16 protein-coding genes, 1 pseudogene and 1 riboswitch are annotated in these 15,595 nt (G+C 71.8%); of the genes and pseudogenes, 2 read left to right on the top strand and 15 right to left on the bottom strand.

Features of this window, described 5'->3' with window-relative positions:
* The 3 genes and pseudogenes from ACX12L_RS13340 to ACX12L_RS13330 all read right to left on the bottom strand — a co-directional run.
* Positions 1 to 79 (bottom strand): annotated as a pseudogene (locus ACX12L_RS13340) (Crp/Fnr family transcriptional regulator); the annotation flags it as partial.
* A gap of 191 nt (positions 80 to 270) precedes the next feature.
* Positions 271 to 1,050 carry an oxepin-CoA hydrolase, alternative type gene (locus tag ACX12L_RS13335; protein ID WP_459263029.1) on the bottom strand — a complete coding sequence of 260 codons (780 nt, stop codon included), beginning with the start codon at positions 1,048 to 1,050 and terminating at the stop codon, positions 271 to 273.
* A 10-nt stretch (positions 1,051 to 1,060) separates the two neighbouring features.
* On the bottom strand, positions 1,061 to 2,581 hold the full coding sequence (locus ACX12L_RS13330) for a 3-hydroxyacyl-CoA dehydrogenase (RefSeq protein ID WP_459263028.1): 1,521 nt from the start codon (positions 2,579 to 2,581) through the stop codon (positions 1,061 to 1,063).
* Positions 2,582 to 2,658: 77 nt separating this feature from the next.
* On the opposite strand from ACX12L_RS13330, the gene ACX12L_RS13325 reads away from it, so the two are divergent.
* Positions 2,659 to 4,728 (top strand): type IV pilus assembly protein FimV, encoded by a 2,070-nt coding sequence (locus ACX12L_RS13325; protein WP_459263027.1) that lies wholly within the window; start codon positions 2,659 to 2,661, stop codon positions 4,726 to 4,728.
* 30 nt (positions 4,729 to 4,758) lie between these two features.
* Here the strand turns inward: ACX12L_RS13325 and thiE are convergent, their stop codons facing one another.
* From thiE to thiO, 4 genes are read right to left on the bottom strand one after another with little or no spacing between them, the layout of a single operon-like run.
* Complete coding sequence (thiE, locus tag ACX12L_RS13320) at positions 4,759 to 5,661, bottom strand: thiamine phosphate synthase (RefSeq protein ID WP_459263026.1); 903 nt, start codon at positions 5,659 to 5,661, stop codon at positions 4,759 to 4,761.
* On the bottom strand, positions 5,662 to 6,468 hold the full coding sequence (locus ACX12L_RS13315) for a thiazole synthase (protein WP_459263025.1): 807 nt from the start codon (positions 6,466 to 6,468) through the stop codon (positions 5,662 to 5,664).
* A 15-nt stretch (positions 6,469 to 6,483) separates the two neighbouring features.
* Entirely contained in the window at positions 6,484 to 6,681 is a 198-nt protein-coding gene (gene thiS / locus ACX12L_RS13310; protein WP_459263024.1) for a sulfur carrier protein ThiS, read from the bottom strand.
* Positions 6,678 to 7,796 (bottom strand): glycine oxidase ThiO, encoded by a 1,119-nt coding sequence (thiO, locus tag ACX12L_RS13305; RefSeq protein WP_459263023.1) that lies wholly within the window; start codon positions 7,794 to 7,796, stop codon positions 6,678 to 6,680. The genes thiS and thiO overlap by 4 nt, the downstream gene beginning before the upstream one ends.
* A gap of 39 nt (positions 7,797 to 7,835) precedes the next feature.
* Positions 7,836 to 7,938: riboswitch (TPP riboswitch) on the bottom strand.
* Between the two features lie 52 nt (positions 7,939 to 7,990).
* On the opposite strand from thiO, the gene thiD reads away from it, so the two are divergent.
* A complete protein-coding gene (gene thiD / locus ACX12L_RS13300) occupies positions 7,991 to 8,839 on the top strand; it encodes a bifunctional hydroxymethylpyrimidine kinase/phosphomethylpyrimidine kinase (RefSeq protein ID WP_459263022.1) in 849 nt (282 codons plus the stop codon).
* 10 nt (positions 8,840 to 8,849) lie between these two features.
* Here the strand turns inward: thiD and ACX12L_RS13295 are convergent, their stop codons facing one another.
* The 8 genes from ACX12L_RS13295 to ACX12L_RS13260 form a co-directional block, all read right to left on the bottom strand.
* Complete coding sequence (locus ACX12L_RS13295; RefSeq protein WP_459263021.1) at positions 8,850 to 9,314, bottom strand: SH3 domain-containing protein; 465 nt, start codon at positions 9,312 to 9,314, stop codon at positions 8,850 to 8,852.
* Positions 9,315 to 9,404: 90 nt separating this feature from the next.
* A complete protein-coding gene (locus tag ACX12L_RS13290; protein ID WP_459263020.1) occupies positions 9,405 to 10,676 on the bottom strand; it encodes a purine-cytosine permease family protein in 1,272 nt (423 codons plus the stop codon).
* A complete protein-coding gene (locus ACX12L_RS13285) occupies positions 10,673 to 11,719 on the bottom strand; it encodes an NAD(P)/FAD-dependent oxidoreductase (protein ID WP_459263019.1) in 1,047 nt (348 codons plus the stop codon). The genes ACX12L_RS13290 and ACX12L_RS13285 overlap by 4 nt, the downstream gene beginning before the upstream one ends.
* A 14-nt stretch (positions 11,720 to 11,733) precedes the next feature.
* Positions 11,734 to 12,057 (bottom strand): ferredoxin FdxA, encoded by a 324-nt coding sequence (gene fdxA, locus ACX12L_RS13280; RefSeq protein WP_094437396.1) that lies wholly within the window; start codon positions 12,055 to 12,057, stop codon positions 11,734 to 11,736.
* Positions 12,058 to 12,178: 121 nt separating this feature from the next.
* The gene (locus ACX12L_RS13275; RefSeq protein WP_459263018.1) at positions 12,179 to 13,546 is read right to left on the bottom strand and encodes a sulfate adenylyltransferase subunit 1; all 1,368 of its coding nucleotides are present in this window, start codon (positions 13,544 to 13,546) and stop codon (positions 12,179 to 12,181) included.
* A complete protein-coding gene (gene cysD, locus ACX12L_RS13270; RefSeq protein WP_459263017.1) occupies positions 13,546 to 14,502 on the bottom strand; it encodes a sulfate adenylyltransferase subunit CysD in 957 nt (318 codons plus the stop codon). Before cysD ends, ACX12L_RS13275 begins: the two co-directional genes overlap by 1 nt.
* Before the next feature lie 65 nt (positions 14,503 to 14,567).
* Positions 14,568 to 15,191, bottom strand: coding sequence for a phosphoadenosine phosphosulfate reductase domain-containing protein (locus ACX12L_RS13265; RefSeq protein WP_459263016.1), 624 nt, complete (start codon positions 15,189 to 15,191; stop codon positions 14,568 to 14,570).
* Positions 15,188 to 15,583: a DUF934 domain-containing protein gene (locus ACX12L_RS13260; protein WP_459263015.1), complete on the bottom strand. Its 396-nt coding sequence runs from the start codon at positions 15,581 to 15,583 to the stop codon at positions 15,188 to 15,190. Before ACX12L_RS13260 ends, ACX12L_RS13265 begins: the two co-directional genes overlap by 4 nt.
* Positions 15,584 to 15,595: the final 12 nt, after the last annotated feature.

Genomic DNA, 15,595 nt, shown 5'->3' with positions numbered 1-15,595 from the left:
AGGAAGGGGAGAGGGAGGAAAACCAGCGACCGCCATTGATCGCCTCGCGTTCGTCGATGGTAAGAATGGGTTCGTCCATGGTCTGTCGTTTGCGTGACTGGGGTGCGGGCCATTGTCGCGTGCTCGGAGGGCGCGGCGGTGCGGGGCTGTCATGCAGGCGTCGCCCGGTCCGGGCGGGCGCGGCAGCGGGCGTGCGGCGGCGCTGGTGCGCCGCAGGAATTTGGGTGTTTTATGGCCGCAGCGCTTATTGGTAAAGCGCTGGGAGCTACGCTATTTGTAGTGTGGGGTGCGCTTTTCGAGCGCCGCGGCAATGCCTTCGCCGGCATTCGCGTGCTGCAGGCTGCGCACCAGGTGGTCGCGCTCGTGCGCCAGCTGCTCGGTGAAGCTGCGCTGCGGCGCGTCGCCCACCAGCTCCTTGATGCTGGCCAGCGCGTTGGGGGCGCGCGCGTTCAGGCGCTCGGCCAGGGCCAGCGCCTCGTGCAGCGCGCGGCCGGGCTCGGCCAGGTGGTTGACCAGGCCGAGGGCGTGCAGGCGCGGCGCCGCGATGTGCTCGCCGCACAGCAGGATCTCGCTGGCCATCTGGCGCGGCAGGCTCTGCGGCAGGCTCCAGCTCGCGCCGCCGGCGGGGGACAGGCCCAGCCGGGCGCCGCCCATGGCGAACGCCGCGTTGCGCGCCGCCACGACCAGGTCGCAGGCCAGCGCCAGCGAGAAGCCGGCCCCCTCGGCCAGGCCCTCCACGGCGGCGATCACGGGCTTGGGATGGGTGCGCACGGCCTCCACCCAGTGGTGCAGCAGCTCCACGCCCTGGGCCTGCGCCTGGGCCGGCTGCTGGCGCCTGGCCTGCAGGCGCTCCAGGCGGGTCTCGGCGCTGAAGATGCCGTCCGCGCCGGTGATGACCACGCTGCGCACCTCGTCGCTGCGCTCGGCCACGCCCAGGGCCTCGATGCCGGCGGCGCAGATGGCGCCGTCCAGCGCATTGCAGGCCTCGGGCGCGCGCAGGGTCAGGACCAGGGTCTGGCCGTGGCTGGTGCTTTGCAGTTCTGCGGTCATGGCGGTCGGGTCAGGGTTCTTCGTGCGTCAGGCTCAGGCCTATGGCGCCGCGGCGGCGCAGCCAGGGGCTGGGGCGGTAGCGCGGGTCGCCGTAGACGGTCTGCATGTTGAACAGCACTTCGAGGATGTTGGTCGGCCCCCAGCGGTCGCCCATGGTCAGCGGGCCCAGCGGGTAGCCCAGGCCCAGGGTCACGGCGGTTTCGAGGTCCTGCGGGCTGCAGATGCGCTGCTGGCAGATGTCGGCCGCGATGTTGACGATGGTGGCCACCACGCGCTGCGTGACGAAGCCGCCGCTGTCGCGGACCACGCTCACGGCCTTGCCGTCGCTCGCGAACAGCGCGTGCGCCGCGTCGCGCATGTCCTCGCGCGTGGCGGGGTTGGTGGCCAGCACGCGGCGGCGCGTGGCCGCGTCGTCGACCAGCATGTCGATGCCGACGGTGCGCGTGGGGTCCAGGCGTTCGACCACGGCCACCGTGGTCACGTCGAAGCCCAGCGGCGCCACCAGGATCAGCGCGCCCGCCGAAGGCGTGGCGCCGGTTTCTATGGCGGCGCCCAGGTTCTTGAGCAGCTGGTACAGCTCGGCGCGCCGCGCCGCGCGCGGGGACACCCAGACCGGCGGAAGGCTCGCCGGCCGGGGCGCGGGCGGCTCGGCCGGTACCTGGGCCGCGCCGTCCACGTAGCGGTAGAAGCCCTCGCCCGTCTTGCGGCCCAGCAGGCCCGCGGCCAGGCGCTGCGCCGTGATCGGGCTGGGGCGAAAGCGCGGCTCTTCGTAATACTGGTGGTAGATGGACTCCATCGCCGGGTGCGTCACGTCCAGGGCGGTCAGGTCCATGAGCTCGAACGGCCCGAGCCTGAAGCCCGCCTGGTCGCGCAGGATGCGGTCCACCGTGGCGAAGTCGGCCACGCCCTCGCCCACGATGCGCAGGGCCTCCGTGCCGAAACCCCGGCCCGCGTGGTTCACGATGAAGCCCGGCGTGTCCTGCGCCATCACGGGCGTATGGCCCATGGCGCGGGCGTACTGCGCCAGGCGCGTGCAGACCGCAGCCTCGGTGCGCAGCCCGGCCACCACCTCCACCACCTTCATGAGCGGCACGGGGTTGAAGAAGTGAAAGCCCGCCACGCGCTGCGGGTGCTGGAGCGGCGCCGCCAGCGCCGTGATCGACAGCGACGAGGTGTTGCTGGCCAGCACCGCCCCGGGCGCGACGATGGATTCGAGTTCGAGCAGCAGTTCCCGCTTGGCGTCCAGGCGCTCGGCGATGGCCTCCACCACCAGTTCGCAGGCCGCCAGACCGCGCAGCGAGGCGGCGGGCACGAGCCGCTCCAGCAAGACGGGCACCTGGGCCGCATCGATGCGCCCCTTGTCCGCCAGGCGCTGCCACTGTCCATGGAGATGCGTCCGCGCCGCATCGACCGCGGCGGGTTTTGTGTCAAAAAGATACACCGTGCTGCCGGCCTGGGCCGCTATCTGCGCGATACCGCGGCCCATGGCGCCCGTGCCGACGATGCCGATCGAGGTAAATGCCATATTCATGATCAAATTATCGGGCGGCGGTGGGACATCAAGGGGCTTGTGTCAAAATTGTTAAACATATTGAAACGATTGTGGATATGCGCAATGTATTCGTGGGCGCCTGCCTGTGCGTCGCAGCCTCTGGCGTAGCGGCGCTTTCGCTGGGGGCGAGCCGCGGCGCAGTGGTGCTGGGGTCTGCAATCGATCTCGGGTTCGAGGTGCGGCCCGATCCGGGCAAGGATCTGGCGTCCTCCTGCATCTCGGCGCGCCTGGTCTCAGGGGCGACAAGCATTGCGGATTCGCGTGTCCGCGTCACGCCCATCGAGGGCGGGGCCAGCCCCATGGTGCGCGTGCAGGCCTCCATGGTGGCCGACGAACCCGTGCTCACCGTCACCCTCACGGCGGGGTGCGAAGGCCGTGTGACGCGCACCTACACCTTCCTGGCCGACCCGCCGGCTGCGGGCGCCGCGAACCCGCAGGGCCCGCTGGACATCGGCCGGCTGGGCACGGCCGCATCGGGCACCTCCGCCGCGCGCGGCACGCCCGCGCGCCCAACCGATGCGGTTGCGGATGCCGTGGGTCCGCGCGCATCGGACGCGGGGGGCGCCACCGCGCAGGCCTTCGTCCGCCGCGAGAAGCCCCAGGCCGGTACGTCCACGGGCCAGGCGGCCGCCAAGCCGGCGCGGCCGCGCATGCGGGCCACGGTGCCGGCGCCTGTGCCGACCGCAGCCGCGCGCCTCATCGTGGAGCCGCTGGACCTGTGGCTCGATGCCCCCCTGGAGCTGCGCCTGTCGCGCGAGGAGCCGCTCTTGCTCTCCACCCCCGACGAGGCCCGGCGCGCAGAATTCGCGGCGCTGTGGAAGGTGCTCAACAGCTCCCCCGCCGACCTGCGGCAGTCCATGGAACGCCTGGGCCGGCTGGAGGCCGACGCGGCGGCGCACCGCAGGCAGGCGGACGCCGGGCGCGCGGAGGCGAGCGGGCTGCGCCAGCAGCTCACGCAGCTGCAGTCCCAGAGCTTTTCGGCCGGCGTGGTCTATGCGCTGGGGGGGGCGCTGGTGCTGGCCCTGGCCGCAATCGCCTGGCTGCTGCTGCGCACGCGGCGCGAGGTGCTCCAGGCATGGCACAACTCCGTGGCGCTCAGCGAGGGGCTCCAGGATGGTGCCGTGGTCTCCGAAGGGCCCGATGGCCGGGTCCAATTCCAGGTCGAACCCGAAGCGGCCGATACCTGGCATCCCAGTTCGGCGTCGCCGGAGGATATGCAGGAAGTCGGGCCAGAGCCGTCTGGCGGGCCCGACACCATTCCCCTGACGTCGTCGCAAACGGCTGCGCCGGCGCCGATGGCGCCCATCGCCCGGCCGGATGCGCCCGCGGCAGCGCCGCGGCCGCAGACTGCCCAGCCCGAGGGGCTGTTCGACATTCAGCAACAGGCGGAATTCTTCATCTCCATCGGCGAGCACGAGCAGGCCATCAGGGTGCTGCGCGGCCACATCGATGAACAGGGCGATGCGATGCCGGCCGTGTACCTCGAACTGCTGCGCCTTTTCCAGATGCTGGGGCGCACGGACAGCTTCGACCAATTGCGCGGGCAGTTCCAGGAGCGCTTCAACGTGCAGGTCCCGCGGTTCACGCAATGGCATGAAAGCGGGCACGCCCTGGAGGACTACCCGGAGGCCCTGGCGCAGATCGAGGCGCTGTGGTCTTCGCCCGAGGTGCTGGGGGTGCTCGACGGTTTCCTGTTCCGCAGCGGCGATGGGCGGGACGTGCAGCGGTTCGATCTGGCCGCCTTCGACGATCTGCTGCTGCTGCTGGCCATCGCACAGACCACGCCCGCGCATCTGCGCGGCGCGCCGCCGCCGCGTGCGCGCACGACGCCCAGGAGCGTGGCGGCGGCGCAGGCCAGGACGTTTGCGGCCTCGGGCTCGCTCGACTCCATCGCGGGCGACCTGTCGCTGATGCCGTCGGGCTATGACGTGCTGGCCAAGCAGCCGCCCGTGGAGGACATGCTCGACGTCGATCTGTCGAAGCCCGCGCAATTCACGCTGCGCGACCACCCGCCGGAGGCCGGCGCCACGGCGCCGGCGCACGGCCAGTCCGTGGGGTTCGCCATGGACGACGACAAGATGGAGCTGCGCTTCGAGCTGGAGCGCGTGGAAAACCGCCGGTACTGAGAGCGCGAACACGCTGCCGAGCGGCAGCGGCTATGCCTGCATCGCGCGCATCAGCCGCGCCGCCGCAGCTTCCGGGTCGTCGGCATTGACCAGGGCGCGCACCACGGCGATCGAGCCCACGCCGGTGGCCAGCACCTGGGGAAACTGTGCGAGGCCTATGCCGCCGATGGCCACCTGCGGGTAGCCGCGCATCAGCCGCGCGTAGGCCGCCAGCCGCGCCACGCCCTGGGGCACGGTGGCCATTTTCTTGAGCGTGGTCGGAAAGACCGCGCCCATGGCGATGTAGCTGGGGCTGGCGGCGTCGGCGCGCACCATCTCGGCATAGCCATGGGTGCTCACGCCCAGGCGCAGCCCGGCCTCGCGGATGGCGCGCAGGTCGTCGGGGCCCAGCGCGTCCAGGTCTTCCTGCCCCAGATGCACGCCGTAGGCGCCGGCGGCGATGGCCGCGCGCCAGTGGTCGTTGACGAACAGCAGCGCCGGCGTGCCCTGCACGGCCTGCACGGCGGCCTGCACCTCGCGCGCGATGGCGGCGCCGTCCTGCGACTTGTAGCGAAGCTGCACCGTGGGCACGCCGGCGCGCGCCATGCGGCCGACCCAGGCGGCGTCGGGCAGCACGGCGTACAGGCCTAGCCGCTGCGGGCAGGGCGCGAAGGGTTGGGCGTGGGGGCGCGGCTGCAGGCCGAAGTCCGCGGGCTCGTCGGGCCAGCGGGCGGCGTCGAAGGATCCCAGGCGCCGCGTCTGCGCGGCCCAGGCGCGGGCCAGGCAGTCGGCGTCGTGGGCGATGAAGCCCAGCGCGCTGCAGGCGGCCAGGGCCGCGCGGTATACGGGCTCGTCCGTTGTGGCGGCGGGCACGGGCTGCGCCGGGAAGTCCGCATAGGCGGCGCCGTGGTGGTGCACGATGGCCTGCACCATGGCCTCATGGCTTTCGTGCATTCAGGCTTCCTGCGCGTGGTGCCAGAACGGCGTGCCCAGCACGGGGGTGCTGGGCTGGGCCGATTCCCGCGGCTGCATGGCGCCGGCCAGGTGGGCGGCGCGGCCCGCGGCCACGGCGTCGGCAAAGGCGCCGGCCATGCGCACGGGGTCTGCGGCCTGGGCCACGGCGGTGTTCAGCAGCACGCCGTCGAAGCCCCATTCCATGACCTGGCAGGCGTGCGAGGGCAGGCCCAGGCCCGCGTCCACCAGCATGGGCACGTCCAGGCGCTGGCGCAGCGTCTGCATGGCGTAGGGGTTGACGGGGCCGCGCCCCGTGCCTATGGGCGCGGCCCAGGGCATGATGGCCTGGCAGCCCACGTCCACCAGGCGCTGGCACAGCACCAGGTCCTCGGTGCAGTAGGGCAGCACGTAGAAGCCGTCGCGGACGAGCTGCTCGGCCGCCTGCACCAGGTTCAGCGTGTCGGGCTGCAGCGTGTAGTCGTCGCCGATCACCTCCAGCTTGATCCAGGGGGTGTCGAACACCTCGCGCGCCATGTGTGAGGTGGTGATGGCCTCCTGCACGCTGTGGCAGCCGGCGGTGTTGGGCAGCACCGGCACCTGCAGTTCCTTGAGCATGGCCCAGAAGCTCTTGCCCTGCTCGATGCTGCCCTGGCGGCGCAGCGCCGCCGTGAGCATGGCCGGGCGCGCGCGCTGCACGGTGGCCTGCAGCGCGGCGGGCGAGGGGTAGCGGGCCGTGCCCAGCAGCAGCCGGCTTTCGAAGCGCTGGCCGTACAGCACCAGGGCGTCGTCGTTGGGTGTGTTCATCATGGTGTCTGCTCGCTTTCAGCCGCCGGTGACCGGGGCAATGATTTCCACGCTGTCGCCGGCCTGCAGCAGGTGCGCGGCGTAGGCCGCGCGCGGCACGAACTGCAGGTTGACGGCCACGGCGAACGGGGGCGTGGGGTCGAGGCTGGCCACGGCGTCGGCCACGCTGGCGCCGTCGGGCAGCTCCACGGGGTTCTGGTTGATGAGGATGTTCATGCAGCGGTTGCTGCGCCGCCTTGCAGCGCGAGTTCGAAATCGGGGGCCAGCGCCGATTGTCCCTCGCCCAGCAGCTGCATCACCACGTCCAGCATGGCCGGGGCGATCATGAAGCCGTGGCGGTACAGGCCGTTGACCTGCAGCACGCGCTCGCGCGGCATGCGGATGGCGGGCAGGTTGTCGGGCAGGGTGGGGCGGCACTGGGTGGTCAGCTCGGTGATGCGCGCCTCGGCGAAGCCCGGGTGCACGGCGTAGGCGGCGCTGAGCAGCTCCAGCGTGGAGCGCACGCTGGCGGGCGACAGGTCCTCGGACTCGATCTCGGTCGCGCCGATGACGAAGCGGTGGTCCTCCTTGGGCGCCAGATAGATGGAATAGCGCGGGTGCACCAGGCGCGTGGGGCGCTGCAGCGTGACGTCCGGCGCGTGCAGGCGCACCACCTCGCCGCGTACGCCGCGCAGGCCCTGCCACTGCCCGCGCGCGCCCAGGCCGCGGCAGTCCAGCAGCCAGTCGGGCTGGCCGGCGGTGCCGGGGGCGAAGTCCTGCGGCGCGCGCGCGCTGTGCCAGTGCGTCGTGACGCCCAGCGCGTCCATGGTGGCGGCCAAGGCGTCCAGGAGCTGGCGGTTGTCCAGCTGGCCCTCGCCGGGCAGGTACAGGCCCTGGCTGAAGCGCCCGGCCAGGGCCGGCTCGCGCTCGGCCAGCGCGGCGGCGTCCAGCGGCTGCATGTGCGGCAGCTGGGGAACGGCGCCCTGGGTCTGCTCGAACTTCTGGCGCAGGCGCGCGGCCTCGGGCGCGTCCTGGCGGTGCCAGACGATCAGCGTGCCGTTGTGCTGGAAGTACACGGGCTGCACCAGCTGGGCCAGCAGCCCGGGCCAGCGCGCCAGGGAATGCCGGCCCATGCGCACCACGCCCGGCTCGGCCACGATGGACTCGGCCAGCGGCGCCACCATGGCGGCGGCCACGTGGGCGGCGCTGGTGGCGCCGTCGCGGCTGCCGGCCTCGTGCACCTCGACCTTGTGGCCCTGGCGCGCGAGCGCCACGGCCAGCAGCCGGCCCATCAGGCCGGCGCCGAGGATGGTGATGAAGGAGGGGGATCGCAGGGGTGGGTGCGCAAGCATCGTCGTTCAAGTCCTGTATGGAGGACAAAACGGGGCTGGGCACCGGTGCTGGAAACTCCCCACGCCAGCATGACCTGGATCGGGTGTGAAGGGTATTTCTCAGTCGCCCGCCGACATGGCGGGGACACCCCTGTTTCGTCCGTGGCGGCAATTACAGCACAGCGGTAGTGTCCTTACGGTCGATAATTTTTGTCATGACGCAAGAAACACCTACTTCCACCCGGCGCTATGCGCGCGTGCTGTCCATCGCGGGCTCCGACAGCGGCGGGGGCGCGGGCATACAGGCCGATCTCAAGACCTTCTGCGCGCTGGGCTGCTATGGCATGACGGCGATCACCGCCATCACGGCGCAGAACACCCAGGGCGTGCGCGCCATCCACGGCGTGCCCGCCGACATCCTGCGCGCGCAGATCGACGCGGTGGTCGAGGACATAGGCGTCGATGCCGTGAAGATCGGCATGCTGCACGCGCCCGAGGTGGTTCAGGTGGTGGCCGATGCCATCCGCCGCCATCGCCTGCCCAGCGTGGTGCTCGACCCGGTGATGGTGGCCACCAGCGGCGACCGGCTCATTGCCGAGGAAACCGTGGGCACGCTGGTGCGCGAGCTGTTCCCGCTGGCCGCGGTGGTCACGCCCAACCTGGATGAGGCCGGCTGGCTGCTGGGTCGCCCGATCACGGGCGAGGACGAACTGGATGCGGCCGCCGGCGACCTGCTGGCCCTGGGCGCGCGCGCCGCGCTGCTCAAGGGCGGGCACCTGCCGGGCGAGCGCGTGGTGGACCTGCTGGCGCTGCCCGGGGGCGAGCGCCACCGCCTGGCTTCTGCGCGCATCGCCACGCACAACGGCCATGGCACGGGCTGCACGCTGTCGTCCGCCATCGCGGCGCACCTGGCGCTGGGCCTGCCCCTGGCGCGGGCGGTGGAGGAGGCGCGCGCCTACATCCTGGGCGCGATCGCCGCGGGGGCCGACGTGCGCACGGGCCGCGGCCACGGGCCGCTGAACCACGGCTACGCGCCGCAGCCCCAGCGCATCCTGGAGGGCTGAGCCGCAGGCTCTACCAGCCCCAGGTGAGGCGCTTGGCCACCCAGCCCTTCTGGCCGCCGTCGCGCTGCACCTTCGCCCAGGCGCCGGACTGGCCCAGGCTGCGCACCACTTCGTGCTGCTGCAGCGTGCCCACGATCTTGTGCTGCGTGCCCGGGCCGGCGCGCAGGCGGGCGCTGGGCGCGGTCACCACGCGGTGCGGCGTCTTGCTGGTGAGCGGGGCGAACACCCAGCCGAGCGATTCCTCGAAGTCGCGCACCTTGAGCCACTGGCCCCGGCGCTGCTCGACCTGCAGGGGGTAGCCCTGGCCCAGCTCCCAGCGCGTGGTGGGCTGCGCCCGCACGTTGACTGCGTTGCTCTTGATGCTGACGAATTCGCGCGCCCCGGCCGTGGCCGGGGCCAGCAGCGGTGCGGCCAGCGCGAGGGCGGCAGCGGCGGTGGAGAGGGTGCGGGCGAGGCGGGACGGTGCGAAGGACACGGGCGGCGGCTCCTTGATGGGGGGTGAACGGTGGGAATGCCTTGGGAGAGCCCGCCGCGCGCCCGAAGTTCCGCCCGCGTGGCGGCAGGCTCAGCCGCGCGGGCGCGTGAGGCAGGCCAGCGCGAAGCACAGCGCCAGCGTGGGCAGCGCCGCGCCCAGGGCCGGCAGCGCGCGCGGCAGCAGGTGGTAGCAGGCGATGCCGGCCAGCCACAGCGCCACGGGCAGCCCGTGCACGCCGGCGGCGCGCTGCAGCGCCGCATGCGCCGGCACGCCGAAGGCCAGGCGCCCCAGGATCACGCCGAACAGCGGCACGAAGACCGAGCTGAGCAGCAGCAGGAACGGCTCCAGGCTGTGCATGGGCAGCACCAGGGCCAGCGCGGTGCACAGCGCCGCCAGGCCCAGGCCCCAGCGGCGCACGCTCCAGCGCGGGCGCAGGCTGTGCGCCGAGACGGCGCCGGAATACATGTCGCCGTAGGCGTTGTCCACCTCGTCGATGAGGATGAGCGACAGCGCCAGCAGCCCGCCCTGGGCCAGCAGCAGCGCGGTCACCAGGTCCTGGCTGGGCAGCACCAGCGCCACCAGCACGCCCAGGCAATAGCACCAGATGTTGGCCAGCGCGTAGCCGATCCAGCTGCCGCGCAGGGCGCCCGCGCCGCTCACGCCGTGGCGCGCGTAGTCGGCCACGAGCGGCAGCCACGAGATGGGCATGGCGATCACGAGGTCGAGCGCCGGCATCACGCCCATGCCGCCGTCGCCGCGTCGCTGCCAGATCTGGGCCAGGCCCTGGGCCTGCGCCATGGCGATGAACTGCCAGGACAGCCACAGCAGCGACAGCACGACGAGCGGCAGCGCCACGCGCGCGATGACGCGGCGCACCAGCTGCACCATGGAGCCGCTGATGAGCAGCAGCACCACGCCGCCCCACAGCAGCGTGGCGGCCACGGGCCAGGCGCCGGCGGCAAGCATGCCGGACTGCCGGCCTATGGCCACGGTGGCGTCGCGCATCACCACGAGCTCGAACGTGCCCCAGCCCACGAGCTGCACGATGTTGAGCACGATGGGCAGGCCCGCGAAGCGCCGGCCGTAGACGGCGTGCATCAGCCCCGCGCTGGCCAGGCCGCTGTCGCAGCCTATTTTTGCCACCCAGCCCAGCAGCCCCGCGCCGATGACGGAGCCGGCCACGACGGCCAGGAGCGCCTGCTGCGTGCCCAGGGCCGGCATCAGGTAGGCGCCCACCTGCATGACCAGCAGCCCCACGCCCAGGCTGAACCAGAGCGAGGCATGGTCGTGCCAGCGGAACACGCGCTGCCCGGCCGGCAGCGGGGCCAGGGCTTCGTTGCGGGGCGTGGCGAGGGTGTTCATGCGCCCACGCCCAGGCGCGCATGCAGCCGCTCGCTGCTGGTCGTGTACTCCAGCGGCAGCCTGTGGCCCGCCTGCCGCTCCGCCTCGGCGAAGGCGGCCAGCGTGGCCTCGTGGAAGCCGCACAGGATGAGCTTGCGCTTGCCGGGGTAGCCGTTGACGTCGCCCACGGCGTAGATGCCGGGCACGCTGGTGGCGAACGTGGCCGTGTCCACGGCGATCTGCTTGCGCTCCATGGCCAGGCCCCAGTCGGCGACCGGCCCCAGGCGCGGGGAGATGCCCAGGTAGGCCAGCAGCAGGTCGAGCGGCAGGTGTTGCTGCGCGCCGTCGGGCAGCTGCAGCACGAGGGCCTGCAGGCGGCCGTCCGGCGCGGCCTGCACGCCCGTGATCTGGCCTATGGCGACGCGGATGCGCCCGCCCTCGCGCAGCGCCTGCAGCTCGGCCAGCAGCGCGGGCGCGGCCTGGAAGACGTCGCGGCGGTGCAGCAGCGTGACGCTGGCGGCCAGCGGCGCGCAGGCGATGGCGGCCTGCACGGCGGCCTCGTCGCCGCCATGCACGACCACGTGGCGGCCCTGGGCCGCGCCGACGCCGGCGGGGTGGTAGAGCACCTGGCTGCCCGCCAGCGCGGCGATGCCGTCCACCTTGATGGTGCGCGGCACGAAGGCGCCCACGCCGGCGGCGATGAAGACGCTCTTCGCCAGCAGCCGGGTGCCCGCGGTGGTCTGCAGCAGGAAGCGGCCGTCGTCCTGCACGGCCAGCGTCTCGACCTGCTGGCCCAGGTGGCATGCGGGCGCGAACGGCGCCATCTGCCGCTGCAGCAGCGCGACCAGTTCGCGGCCCGAGCACACGGGAACGCCGGGGATGTCGTAGATGGGTTTGTCGGGATAGAGCTCGGCGCACTGGCCGCCCACGTGGGGCAGGGCGTCGACGAGGTGCGCCGCGATGCCCTGCAGCCCCAGCTGGAACACCTGGAACAGGCCCACCGGGCCCGCGCCGATCACCACAGCATCGGCCTGCGCCGGTGCGGGGGCTGAGGGCGCTTGCATGGCGGGGGGCAGGATCAGCGCTCCAGGTCCTTCAGCTTGCCGGGCGTGCCGTTCCACTCGTCGGCGTCGGGCAGGGCGGCCTTGCGCTTGGTGATGCTCTTGAACTTGGGCGTCAGCTCGGCATTGAGCTTGATGAAGGCCAACTGGTCGCTGGGCAGGTCTTCTTCGGCAAAGATGGCGTTGGCCGGGCATTCGGGCACGCAGACGGCGCAGTCGATGCACTCGTCGGGGTCGATGACGAGCATGTTCGGGCCTTCGCGGAAGCAGTCCACGGGGCATACATCCACGCAATCGGTGTATTTGCACTTGATGCAGTTTTCGACAACAACGTGGGTCATGGGATTTCTGTAGGTATCGGTATTGGGTGTAACCCGCAATTCTAGGCCCATGGCCGTCCCGGACGGCGGGACGACCATGCCTGTGGCGCGGAAACCTTGATGCTGCTCAATGCAGCACTGGCTACGTCCGCACCAGCACGGCGCCGGCCGTCCTGTGGCTGGCGGTATCGACCAGGATCATGGAGCCGAGCACGCGGGCCTTTCCGAACGGCGCCGCCGGTACGGGCTCCTGCAGCAGCAGCTCCACGTGGCCGATGGCGTTGGGTTCGAGCTGCGTGGCGTCCTGCTCGGCCAGGGTGTGGATGTCCAGGCGGTGCACCACGCGGCGCAGCTTGGCCTTGACCCAGCGGTGGCCGTGCAGCGCCCAGTACACGCGCCCGGCGACCAGGGGCTCGTCGTCCATCCAGGCGACGGTGGCGCCGAGCTCGCGCCGGCCGGGCCAGCTGGGCTGCTCCGCCGGGGTGTCGAAATCGTCCTCCGCGGCCTGGGCGGCGGGCGTGGGCGCGGCGACGATCCAGTCGCCGCGCGAGACGTCCACCTCGCGGTCCAGCACGATGCCGGCGCTGCCGCCCGCCTGGATGCCGCCGGGGCGGCGCGCGTGGTCCAGCACCTGGGCGATGACGGCGCGCTGGCCGCTGGGGAAGACCTGCACCTGCGCGCCCACCTGGGCGCCGCCCGCGGCCACGCGGCCCCAGAACACGCGCCGGCCCTGGCGCGTGTCGGAGGACGAGGAGAACTTCTCCACCCACTGCACCGGGAAGGCCAGCGGCAGGTGCGCGTCGGCCGGGGTATGGGGCAGCAGCTCCAGGATCTGCAGCAGGCTGCTGCCCTCGTAGCCGCACCAGCCCGGCCGGGCGTCGACCACGTTCCAGCCCTTGAGGGCCGAGACGGGCACGGTGGCGGCCACGGTGATGCCCGCATCCTGCGCGAACTGCTGCAGCGCGGCGCGGATGTGCGCGAAGGCCAGGGCCGGGTCGGCCACGGCGTCGAGCTTGTTCACGGCGAACACCAGCGAATGCACGCGCAGCAGGTGCACGAGCAGGCTGTGGCGGCGCGTCTGCGGCAGCAGCGCGAGCCGGGGGTTCTGCCAGTCGAGCTTGGTCGCGTCCACCAGCACCACGGCGGCGTCGGCCTGCGAGGCGGCGGTGACCATGTTGCGCGTGTACTGCTCGTGGCCGGGCGCGTCGCCGATGATGAACTTGCGCGCCTCGGTGGCGAAGTAGCGGTAGGCCACGTCGATGGTGATGCCCTGCTCGCGCTCGGCCGAGAGGCCGTCGGTGAGCAGCGCCAGGTCCACCTCGCCGCCGCGCTGCACGCCCGCCAGGTGGTCCTGCAGCACGGCGCGGCTGTCCACGAGCAGGCGGCCGATCAGCGTGCTCTTGCCGTCGTCCACGCTGCCGCAGGTGATGAACTTCAGCGCGGAAACATGGTCGTTCATGGCCGCAGCGCGCGCCGCTGTTGCGGTATCAGCTATTAAATTGGTAGTCATCAGAAGTACCCGTCTTTCTTGCGCTTTTCCATCGAGGCGTCGGAGGTCTTGTCGTCCATGCGCGTGGCGCCGCGTTCGCTGACCTCGGCGGCCAGGGTCTCGATCACGATTTCGGCGGCGCTGGCGGCGGGGCTTTCCACCGGGCAGGTGCAGGTGATGTCGCCCACGGTGCGAAAGCGCACGGTGCGGGTCTCGACCTGCTCGCCGTCCTTGGGCGGGGTGAGCGGCGTGACGGGCACCAGCAGGCCCCGGCGCTCTACCACCTGGCGCTGGTGCGCGTAGTAGAGGCTGGGCAGGGCGATCGCCTCGCGGTCGATGTACTGCCACACGTCCAGCTCGGTCCAGTTGCTGATCGGGAACACGCGGAAGTGCTCGCCCGGGGCGATGCGGGTGTTGAACAGCGTCCAGAGCTCGGGCCGCTGGGCCTTGGGCTGCCATTGGCCGAAGCCGTCGCGGTGGGAGAAGATGCGCTCCTTGGCGCGGGCCTTTTCCTCGTCGCGGCGCGCGCCGCCGATCAGCGCGTCGAAGCGGAATTCCTCGATGGCTTCGAGCAGCGTGACCGACTGGTGCACGTTGCGGCTCTCGCCCGGGTGCGCCAGGCGCACCGTGCCGCGCGCCATGGAGTCTTCGACGCTGCGCACGATGAGCTCGGCGCCGAGCTCCCTGGCGCGCTGGTCGCGGAAGTCGGTCACCTCGGGGAAGTTGTGGCCGGTGTCGATCATCAAGAGCGGGTAGGGGATGCGGCCCCGGCTGCCGGAGGGGCCTTTCGAATCCATGAAGGCCTTCTCGGCGCACCGGAGCATGACCAGCGAGTCCTTGCCGCCGGAGAACAGCAGCGCGGGGCGCTCGAAGGCGGCGGCCACTTCGCGCAGGATGAAGATGGTTTCTTCCTCCAGCGCGTCCAGGTGCTGGTTGCTCAGGTGCGTGAGCACGGAGGTGTCAACTCGGGCGTTCATTTGTCTTTCCAATCAAATCGGGCTGCAGCGCTTGTGGGGCCTGCGCTGGCAGCTATCGTTTTTCTTCAGTGGGCCAGGTGCAGGCCGCATTCGCGCTGCTCCTCGCCCTTGGTCGGGTCCACGTAGTCGAAGTTGTTGGGCAGGCCGTGGGCCTCGCAGTACTGGTGCAGGTCCCTGGACGTCCAGTGCAGCAGCGGCGCGACCTTGACGAGGCCGTCGGGGTTGATGCTCACCGGGTCCATCTGCGCGCGCACGGCGCTGTCGGTGGCGCGCAGCGCGGTGAACCAGACCTGGGGCGCGGTCTCGCGCAGCGCGCGGGCGAAGGGTTCGAGCTTCACCTCCTCGGTGAAGGCGGCGTGGCGCGGGTCGTCCAGGGCGGGCACGGGACCATCCACCGCCTCGCGGTGCGCGCGCGAGCGCAGCGGCAGGTAGATGCGCAGGTTGAGCCCGAGCAGCCGGGTCACCTCGTCGGCGTAGCGGTAGGTGGCCTCGGTGTTGTAGCCGTTGTCCATCCAGACGACCGGGACGTCGGGCGCTACCCGCGTGACCAGGTGCAGGATCACCGCCTCGAACGGGCGGAAGTTGGTGGTGACTATGGAACGCTGGTTCAGGCCCAGGGCCCATTTCACGAGGCCGGGCGCGTCGCGGCCCAGTTCGGCGTTGATGCGGCCGAGGTCCAGGGTGCTCATGCTGCCTCCCGTGCGAACAGGGGGCGGGGCTCCAGCACGTCGCCCTGGTAGAAGGCGCTGTAGCGGTCGAACTGGCGCTGCGCGGCGTCGGCATTGACGCCCGGGGCCAGCACGGCGCTGGTGAAGCCGCTGCGGTGCATGTGCACGAGCTGGTCGATCAGCACGTCGCCCGTGGCGCGGATGTCGCCCGCGAACTTGTAGCGCCGGCGCAGCAGCAGCGCCTGGCTGTAGGCGCGGCCGTCGGTGAACTTGGGGAACTGCAGCTCCACGCGCCGCACGCCCTCCAGCGCGCCGCTGGCGGCCAGCTCGGCCAGCTCGGCATCGTTGGGGATCTGCAGGGTTTTTTCGGCCCCAGCGCTTTCTGGTACTGCGTCAGCAGCAATGATTTTCATAGCATTCTTCTC

It is taken from the genome of Alicycliphilus sp. T452, assembly GCF_054512775.1.
This window is presented reverse-complemented; position numbering and strand designations above follow the sequence as displayed.

Bases quoted from the DNA above. Each gene is read 5' to 3' on its own strand.
- ACX12L_RS13335 (WP_459263029.1), bottom strand. From the start codon at position 1,050: ATGACCGCAGAACTGCAAAGCACCAGCCACGGCCAGACCCTGGTCCTG.
- ACX12L_RS13330 (WP_459263028.1), bottom strand. From the start codon at position 2,581: ATGAATATGGCATTTACCTCGATCGGCATCGTCGGCACGGGCGCCATG.
- ACX12L_RS13325 (WP_459263027.1), top strand. From the start codon at position 2,659: ATGCGCAATGTATTCGTGGGCGCCTGCCTGTGCGTCGCAGCCTCTGGC.
- thiE (WP_459263026.1), bottom strand. From the start codon at position 5,661: ATGCACGAAAGCCATGAGGCCATGGTGCAGGCCATCGTGCACCACCAC.
- ACX12L_RS13315 (WP_459263025.1), bottom strand. From the start codon at position 6,468: ATGATGAACACACCCAACGACGACGCCCTGGTGCTGTACGGCCAGCGC.
- thiS (WP_459263024.1), bottom strand. From the start codon at position 6,681: ATGAACATCCTCATCAACCAGAACCCCGTGGAGCTGCCCGACGGCGCC.
- thiO (WP_459263023.1), bottom strand. From the start codon at position 7,796: ATGCTTGCGCACCCACCCCTGCGATCCCCCTCCTTCATCACCATCCTC.
- thiD (WP_459263022.1), top strand. From the start codon at position 7,991: ATGACGCAAGAAACACCTACTTCCACCCGGCGCTATGCGCGCGTGCTG.
- ACX12L_RS13290 (WP_459263020.1), bottom strand. From the start codon at position 10,676: ATGAACACCCTCGCCACGCCCCGCAACGAAGCCCTGGCCCCGCTGCCG.
- ACX12L_RS13285 (WP_459263019.1), bottom strand. From the start codon at position 11,719: ATGCAAGCGCCCTCAGCCCCCGCACCGGCGCAGGCCGATGCTGTGGTG.
- fdxA (WP_094437396.1), bottom strand. From the start codon at position 12,057: ATGACCCACGTTGTTGTCGAAAACTGCATCAAGTGCAAATACACCGAT.
- ACX12L_RS13275 (WP_459263018.1), bottom strand. From the start codon at position 13,546: ATGACTACCAATTTAATAGCTGATACCGCAACAGCGGCGCGCGCTGCG.
- cysD (WP_459263017.1), bottom strand. From the start codon at position 14,502: ATGAACGCCCGAGTTGACACCTCCGTGCTCACGCACCTGAGCAACCAG.
- ACX12L_RS13265 (WP_459263016.1), bottom strand. From the start codon at position 15,191: ATGAGCACCCTGGACCTCGGCCGCATCAACGCCGAACTGGGCCGCGAC.
- ACX12L_RS13260 (WP_459263015.1), bottom strand. From the start codon at position 15,583: ATGAAAATCATTGCTGCTGACGCAGTACCAGAAAGCGCTGGGGCCGAA.